4 protein-coding genes and 1 pseudogene are annotated in these 8,066 nt (G+C 71.4%); 2 read left to right on the forward strand and 3 right to left on the reverse strand.

Annotated elements, in window-relative coordinates:
• A pseudogene (locus ACSNOK_RS27395) lies at positions 1–738 on the forward strand (hypothetical protein); the annotation flags it as partial.
• Between the two features lie 277 nt (positions 739–1,015).
• Here the strand turns inward: ACSNOK_RS27395 and pyk are convergent.
• The 3 genes from pyk to pta all read right to left on the reverse strand — a co-directional run bounded on the left by pyk (position 1,016) and on the right by pta (position 5,909).
• The gene (gene pyk, locus ACSNOK_RS27400; RefSeq protein ID WP_436783465.1) at positions 1,016–2,440 is read right to left on the reverse strand and encodes a pyruvate kinase; all 1,425 of its coding nucleotides are present in this window, start codon (positions 2,438–2,440) and stop codon (positions 1,016–1,018) included.
• 95 nt (positions 2,441–2,535) lie between these two features.
• Positions 2,536–3,768: an acetate kinase gene (locus ACSNOK_RS27405; RefSeq protein WP_436783466.1), complete on the reverse strand. Its 1,233-nt coding sequence runs from the start codon at positions 3,766–3,768 to the stop codon at positions 2,536–2,538.
• A gap of 44 nt (positions 3,769–3,812) precedes the next feature.
• Entirely contained in the window at positions 3,813–5,909 is a 2,097-nt protein-coding gene (gene pta / locus ACSNOK_RS27410) for a phosphate acetyltransferase (RefSeq protein WP_436783467.1), read from the reverse strand.
• A gap of 273 nt (positions 5,910–6,182) precedes the next feature.
• Between pta and ACSNOK_RS27415 the strand changes: the two genes are divergently transcribed.
• On the forward strand, positions 6,183–7,208 hold the full coding sequence (locus ACSNOK_RS27415; protein WP_004950879.1) for an ATP-dependent 6-phosphofructokinase: 1,026 nt from the start codon (positions 6,183–6,185) through the stop codon (positions 7,206–7,208).
• Positions 7,209–8,066 lie beyond the last annotated feature (858 nt).

The following is an 8,066-nucleotide window of genomic DNA, read 5'->3' on the forward strand; positions in this document are numbered from 1 at the left end:
CTTCCCACCCCTCCCGCCACTTCCGCGACGCCCCGGCCGGGGAAGAGCCCGGACGGTGCCGGGAAGGAGAAGGAGGCGGAGGGAAGGGCGGCCAAGAAGCCGACGCCCCCGACCGGCGAGCCGTCCGCGGACCCCTCCACCGGTTCGAAGGACGCGTCCCCGAGCCCCACCCCGACCAAGACGCCCGGTTCGTCACCGTCGAGCAGCCCGTCGCCCGGTACCACGGACGCGAAGACGCCGCCTCCGTGCCCGCTCGTCAACCGACGGGCGGACAACGGGCAGGCCGCCTTCGCCGACAACCCCTGGTTCCTGGAGGCGGACCGGCTCACGCTGACCGGACTGACCTACGAGGGCGTCAAGGAGATCACCACGGCGGGCGGACAGAAGAAGTCCGTCCTCAAGTTCTCCGCCGACAAGCTGGCCATCGACGATCTGCACGCCCTGGTCAACGACCGGAAGCGGATCTACCACCAGTCCGGTCCGGGCAAGACCTCGACCGTCGGCGGCGGCCGGGTCACCATGTACACGGAGCAATTGAAGGGGAAGCTCCTCGGCAGCACCCTCCCCCTCTTCGCCGCCGACTACACGGCCGAACACCCGCCCCCGCTCATCCCGGGCCTCAAGCTGCCCATCCCGATCTTCTTCACGGACGTCAAGATCCGCCAGGCGGGCCAGTTCGGGGGCACGCTCACCATCCCGAACATGCGGGTCTATGTGACGGACGGGGTGTACCCGTAGGGCAGACGCGCCCTCCGCGCCCCGCGCCAAGGCGCACCGTCGCCCTGCCCGCCGCGTCAGTCGTCCACAGGACCGACCGAACCGATCCGGCCAGGCTGGGCGTACACCGTCTACGCGAAGGTCACCGGGCAGGGAGAGGGGCCGGGGCTCGTGCGGCTGTGCGGTGTGGCGGGCGATCCGTTCCGGTGAGGTCGCGTCTGCCGCCGGAAACGGCCGTGGCCGCCACCCGCCCTCCACGGGGGCGAGTGGCGGCCACGGCCGTTCGGGGCCGGAACGGTCAGTTCTCGCGGCCCAGGTGGTGGACGCGGACCATGTTGGTCGTGCCCGGGACGCCGGGCGGGGAGCCGGCGGTGATGATCATGGTGTCGCCCTCGTTGTAACGCTTGAGCTTGAGGAGCTCGGCGTCGACGAGGTCGACCATGGCGTCGGTGTTGTCGACGTGCGGGACGACGTACGTCTCGACGCCCCAGCTCAGGGCGAGCTGGTTGCGGGTGGCGGCGTCCGTGGTGAAGGCCAGGATCGGCTGGGCCGCGCGGTAGCGGGACAGGCGGCGGGCCGTGTCACCGGACTTGGTGAACGCGACCAGCGCCTTGCCGCCGAGGAAGTCGGCGATCTCGGCGGCGGCACGGGCCACCGAACCGCCCTGGGTGCGCGGCTTCTTGCCCGGGACGAGCGGCTGGAGGCCCTTGGAGAGGAGCTCCTGCTCGGCCGCCTCGACGATGCGGGACATCGTCTTGACGGTCTCGATCGGGTAGGCGCCCACGCTCGACTCGGCGGAGAGCATGACCGCGTCCGCGCCGTCCAGGATCGCGTTGGCGACGTCGGACGCCTCGGCGCGGGTCGGACGGGAGTTGGTGATCATCGACTCCATCATCTGGGTCGCGACGATCACCGGCTTGGCGTTGCGGCGGCACATCTCGATGAGGCGCTTCTGCACCATCGGGACGCGCTCCAGCGGGTACTCCACCGCCAGGTCGCCACGGGCCACCATCACACCGTCGAAGGCCATGACGACCTCCTGCATGTTCTCGACGGCCTGCGGCTTCTCGACCTTGGCGATCACCGGGACGCGTCGGCCGACCTCGTCCATGACCTGGTGGACGTCGAGGACGTCCTTGGCGTCGCGGACGAAGGACAGGGCGACCATGTCGCAGCCCATCGCGAGCGCGAACTTCAGGTCCTCGATGTCCTTCTCGGACAGCGCCGGGACGTTGACGGCCGCGCCGGGCAGGTTGATGCCCTTGTGGTCGGAGATGACGCCGCCCTCGATGACGATGGTCTTGACCCGCGGGCCGTCGACCTCCGTCACGCGCAGCTCGACGTTGCCGTCGTTGATCAGGATCTGGTCGCCCTTGGCGACGTCGCCCGGCAGGCCCTTGTAGGTGGTGCCGCAGATCGTCTTGTCGCCGGCGACGTCCTCCGTCGTGATGGTGAACTCGTCACCGCGCACCAGCTCCACCGGACCGTCCGCGAAGGTCTCCAGGCGGATCTTCGGGCCCTGGAGGTCGGCCAGGACGCCGACCGCGCGGCCGGTCTCCTCGGCGGCCTTGCGGAGGCGGTGGTACCGCTCCTCGTGCTCCGAGTGGCTGCCGTGGCTCATGTTGAAGCGGGCCACGTTCATACCGGCCTCGATCAGCGTCTTCAGCTGCTCGAAGGAGTCGACGGCGGGGCCCAGGGTGCAGACGATTTTGGAACGGCGCATGGGGCAGATCCTATCGGTTTGTTTCGGAGCGGAATATTCGAGCTGTGGGAAGGAACAGGGGCGGGCCGGGGGCGGAACCCCCGGCTCCACGGCGATCAGGCGCTGACCAGGGCGTATGCCTGAGTGGCGATCTCCAGCTCCTCGTCGGTCGGGACGACCGCGACGGCGACCCGCGCGTAGTCCGGGGAGATCAGCCGCGCCGAGTCCCCGCGCTGCGCGTTGAGCTCCGCGTCCACGGCCAGGCCCAGCTCCTCCAGACCGGCCACGGCGGCCTCGCGCACGGGCGCCGCGTTCTCGCCCACACCCGCCGTGAAGGCGATCGCGTCGACCTTGCCCAGCACCGCGTAGTAGGCGCCGATGTACTTCTTCAGCCGGTGCACGTAGATGTCGAACGCGAGCCGCGCCTGCTCGTCGCCCTCGTCGATCCGCCGGCGGATCTCGCGCATGTCGTTGTCGCCGCACAGTCCGATCAGACCGCTCTTCTTGTTGAGGAGCGAGTCGATCTCGTCGGTCGACATCCCGGCGTTGCGGGAGAGGTGGAAGATGACCGCGGGGTCGATGTCACCGGAACGGGTGCCCATGACCAGGCCCTCCAGCGGGGTGAGGCCCATGGAGGTGTCCACGCAGCGGCCCCCCTGGACGGCGGACGCGGACGCGCCGTTGCCCAGGTGCAGGACGATCACGTTGACCTCGGACGGGTCCTTGCCCAGCAGCTTCGCCGTCTCCCGCGAGACGTACGCGTGCGAGGTGCCGTGGAAGCCGTAGCGGCGCACCCGGTGCGCGTCCGCCGTGGCCACGTCGATCGCGTAGCGCGCCGCGTGCTCCGGCATCGTCGTGTGGAACGCGGTGTCGAAGACGGCGACCTGCGGCAGGTCCGGGCGGAGCGCCTGGGCGGTGCGGATGCCGGTGATGTTGGCCGGGTTGTGCAGCGGGGCGACCGGGATCAGCCGCTCGATCTCCGCCAGCACCTCGTCGGTGATCAGCGTCGGCTCGGTGAACTGGTTGCCGCCGTGCACCACCCGGTGGCCGATCGCGGCCAGCTCGGGGGAGTCCAGCCCGAGCCCGTCCGCCGCCAGCTCGGCGGCGACGGCCTGGAGCGCGGCGGTGTGGTCCGCGATCCGCTCGGTGATCTCGCGCTTGGTGCCGCCGGTCGCCAGCGGGGTGTGGGCCAGCCGCGAGGTGTCCTCGCCGATGCGCTCGACGAGCCCGACGGCGAGCCGGGAGCCGTCGGCCATGTCCAGCAGCTGGTACTTCAGCGAGGACGAGCCGGAGTTGAGGACGAGGACGCGGGTCGCGGCGGGGGCAGTGGCCTGGGCGTTGGCAGTCATGGGGCTTTCCGTGGTGGGGGGAACGTCGGGGAGCGGGAGGGGCGTCACGGCTCGACGCGGTCGCCGCGCTGGTCGCCCTGGGCCTGGATGGCCGTGATGGCGACCGTGTTGACGATGTCCTGGACGAGGGCGCCGCGGGACAGGTCGTTGACCGGCTTGCGCAGACCCTGCAGGACCGGGCCGACGGCGACCGCGCCGGCCGACCGCTGTACGGCCTTGTAGGTGTTGTTGCCCGTGTTCAGGTCGGGGAACACGAGGACGGTCGCCTTGCCGGCCACCTCGGAGCCCGGCAGCTTGGTGGCCGCGACGGCGGCGTCGACGGCCGCGTCGTACTGGATCGGGCCCTCGACCAGCAGGTCGGGACGGCGCTCGCGGACCAGCTCGGTGGCCCGGCGGACCTTGTCCACGTCCGCGCCGGAGCCGGAGGTGCCGGTGGAGTACGAGAGCATCGCGATCCGCGGCTCCACGCCGAACTGCGTCGCGGTCGCGGCGGACTGGATGGCGATGTCGGCGAGCTGCTCGGCGTTCGGGTCCGGGTTGACGGCGCAGTCGCCGTAGACGAGGACCCGGTCGGCCAGGCACATGAAGAAGACCGACGAGACGATCTGGGCGCCCGGCGCCGTCTTGATGATCTCGAAGGCGGGCCGGATGGTCGCGGCGGTGGAGTGCACCGCGCCGGAGACCATGCCGTCGGCCAGCCCCTCCTGCACCATCAGCGTGCCGAAGTACGACACGTCGGCGACGACGTCGTGGGCCAGCTCCACGGTCATGCCCTTGTGGGCGCGGGCCGCCGCGTAGATCTCGGCGAAGCGCTCGCGCAGCGGCGACTTCTGCGGGTCGATGAGCTGCGCCTCGCCCAGGTCGATGCCCAGCTCGGCGGCGCGCTTGCGGATGGCCTCCTCCTCGCCCAGCAGGGTGAGGTCGCAGACGTCGCGGCGCAGCAGCACGTCGGCGGCGCGCAGCACCCGCTCCTCGGTGCCCTCGGGGAGGACGACCCGGCGGCGGGCGGAGCGGGAGCGCTCGATCAGCTCGTGCTCGAACATCATCGGGGTGACGCGGCCGGAGCGGGCGACGGCGATGCGCTCGGTGAGCTCGGCGGTGTTCACGTGCCGCTCGAACAGGCCGAGGGCGGTCTCCGCCTTGCGCGGGGACGAGCCGTCGAGCTTGCCCTCGACGGCGAACAGCTCGGCCGCGGTCGGGAAGGAACCGCCGGGCACGGAGATCACCGGGGTGCCGGGGGCGAGCCGGCCGGCCAGCGCCAGGATGTCCGGGCCGGGCCGCTCGTCCAGGGTGAGGAGCACGCCGGCTATCGAGGGGGCGCCGGCGCTGTGCGCGGCGAGGGCGCCGACGATCAGGTCGACGCGGTCGCCGGGGGTGACCACCAGGCAGCCGTCGGTCAGGGCCGGGAGGAAGACGGGGAGCATGGCGCCGCCGAAGACGAAGTCCTTGGCGTCCCGGTTGAGCCCGGCGTCGTCGCCGAGCAGCACCTCGGCGCCCAGCTTGCGGACGATCTGCGCCACGGTGGGCGCGGAGAGCGAGGCGTCCTCGGGGAGCGCGTAGCAGGGCACCGGCAGGCTCGCCGACAGGCCCTCGGCGATCGCCTCGCGGTCGGCCGGGTCCACCCGGTTGACGACCAGGGCGACGACGTCGCAGCCCAGCGCCTCGTAGGCGCGGCAGGCGTTGCGGGCCTCGGCGCGGACGGCCTCGGCGGGCTGGCCGCCGCCGCCCACGACGGTGATCACGGAGGCGCCGAACTCGTTCGCCAGCCGCGCGTTGAGGGCCAGCTCGTCCGGCAGGTTGCTGCCGATGAAGTCGGTGCCGAGGACGAGGACGTTCTCGTACTCGCGGGAGACCGCGTGGAAGCGCTCGACGAGCCGGGAGACCAGCTCGTCCGTGCCCTTCTCGGCCTGGAGGGCGGCGGCCTCGGCGTAGGTGAGGCCGTACACGCTTTCGGGTGACTGCTCCAGCCGGTAGCGGGTGCGGAGGAGGTCGAAGAGGCGGTCCGGCCCGTCGCCGTGCACCAGCGGGCGGAACACCCCCACCCGGTCCGTCTGGCGGGTGAGGAGCTCCATGACTCCCAGCTCGATGACCTGGCGTCCGTCGCCGCGGTCGGTCCCGGTCACGTACACGCTGCGCGTCACGCGTGCTCTCCTTGCTCCCTGGCCGTGTGCTGTTCGGGTGGCGTTTGTTCGGCTTGTGAAATTACCCGTTAGGGTGGTCTTGCCCTCTTGACAATACCTGCGACCCTGGATAAGGCGCGCGTCAGGCGGAGGGCGGCGGGCTCGGGGGTGATCGTCAGCGTCGGTTGACGATCGCCGGCGCGAGCGCGGCGGGCCCCGCGGGCCCGTGGAACAATCGGGTCCGGCTCACAGGTCCCACTAGCGACCACCAGAACCAGCAGGAGACACAGCACGATGCGCATCGGAGTCCTCACCGCGGGCGGCGACTGCCCCGGCCTGAACGCCGTCATCCGCTCGGTGGTGCACCGTGCCATCACGGAGCACGGTGACGAGGTCATCGGCTTCGAGGACGGCTTCAAGGGCCTGCTCGACGGCCGGTTCCGCAAGCTCGACCTCGACGCCGTGAGCGGCATCCTGGCCCGTGGCGGCACCATCCTGGGCTCGGCCCGGCTGGAGCGCGCCCGGCTGCGCGAGGCGTGCGAGAACGCCAAGGACTTCTCCCGTGAGCACGGCATCGACGTGCTCATTCCCATCGGCGGCGAAGGCACTCTCACCGCGGCCCGGATGCTGTCGGACGCCGGTCTCCCGGTCGTCGGCGTCCCCAAGACGATCGACAACGACATCTCCTCCACCGACCGCACCTTCGGCTTCGACACGGCCGTCGGCGTCGCCACCGAGGCCATCGACCGGCTGAAGACCACCGCCGAGTCCCACCAGCGCGTGATGGTCGTCGAGGTCATGGGCCGGCACGCCGGCTGGATCGCCCTGGAGTCCGGCATGGCCGGCGGCGCCCACGGCATCTGCCTCCCGGAGCGCGCCTTCGACCCCGCCGACCTGGTGAAGATGGTGGAGGAGCGGTTCGCCCGCGGCAAGAAGTTCGCCGTCATCTGCGTCGCCGAGGGCGCGCACCCGGCCGACGGGACGATGGACTACAAGAAGGGCGCCATAGACCAGTTCGGCCACGAGCGGTTCGCCGGCATCGGCACCAAGCTCGCGGGCGAGCTGGAGCGCCGCCTCGGCAAGGAGGCCCGCCCGGTCATCCTCGGCCACGTCCAGCGCGGCGGCACCCCGACCGCGTACGACCGCGTCCTCGCCACCCGCTTCGGCTGGCACGCGGTCGAGGCCGCGCACCGCGGCGACTTCGGCAAGATGACCGCGCTGCGCGGCACCGACATCACGATGGTGCCGCTGGCGGACGCGATCACCGAGCTGAAGCGGGTGCCGGAGGACCGGATGGACGAGGCGGAGTCGGTCTTCTGACCGGCTGAAGCGGCTGCCGGCACCGGCTGTCGGCGTCGGCCGTCGGCCGGTTCGGGGCGCGGCTTCCCGCCTCCCTCGTACGGGGGTTGGCGGGTACGGCGCTTGACGTGGCGGCGTTTACGGTGTGTCGCGGGGGCGCTAGAGTGCTGGTGGCCCTGGGAGTCCGGAATCTCTGGGCCGGGGACGCCCCACAGCTTCGCTCACGAGTCTTCCTGGGCGAGGTGCCCCCCTTCATCACAGCGAAACACACCGGAACAAAGAGGCCCTCGCCTCGGCGGTCATCCGAGACGAGAGCCGACACCGCCCTCAACGGACGGCTGGTTGACCGTCAATCCTCAGTGAGTCGGAGGATTGGCGGTCACCGAGGCGGCGCTGCCGTGCCGCCACAGCACAACCCAAAAAGAGGCTCTCGCCCCGGCTCGGACCCGGTGACGAGAGCCGACACCGCCCTCAACGGACGGCTGGTTGACCGTCAATCCTCAGTTTCTCGGAGGATTGGCGGTCACCGTTCGTTGAGCCACCTCCAGAACTCCCGGATCACTGCCGCGATCCGCTCGTGCAGAGGCTTCTTGCGGTGACGCCCCACGGCGCCCCCCTTCATCGGTGCGCGGTCAGAGGACCGGTGACCGCTCCGGAGGGAGCCCGGGTTCGGACTCCCCGCCCGTGGAAGCCCGTGAAGGACCTCCCGGACGAGGACCCCGACGTACGTGGGTCCCTCGTGAAGGGGGGCGCGTGTGCAGCGCTGATCCGTACGCTATCGCAACGACCTTGCCTGGAACGGCCGTTGAGGGGGAGCGTGAAAGCGGGGGGGGGGGGGGGGGGGGGGGGGGGGGGGGGGGGGGGGGGGGGGGGGGGGGG

The sequence above is a fragment of the Streptomyces sp. URMC 126 genome (assembly GCF_051386555.1).
Taxonomy (GTDB): Bacteria; Actinomycetota; Actinomycetes; order Streptomycetales; family Streptomycetaceae; genus Streptomyces.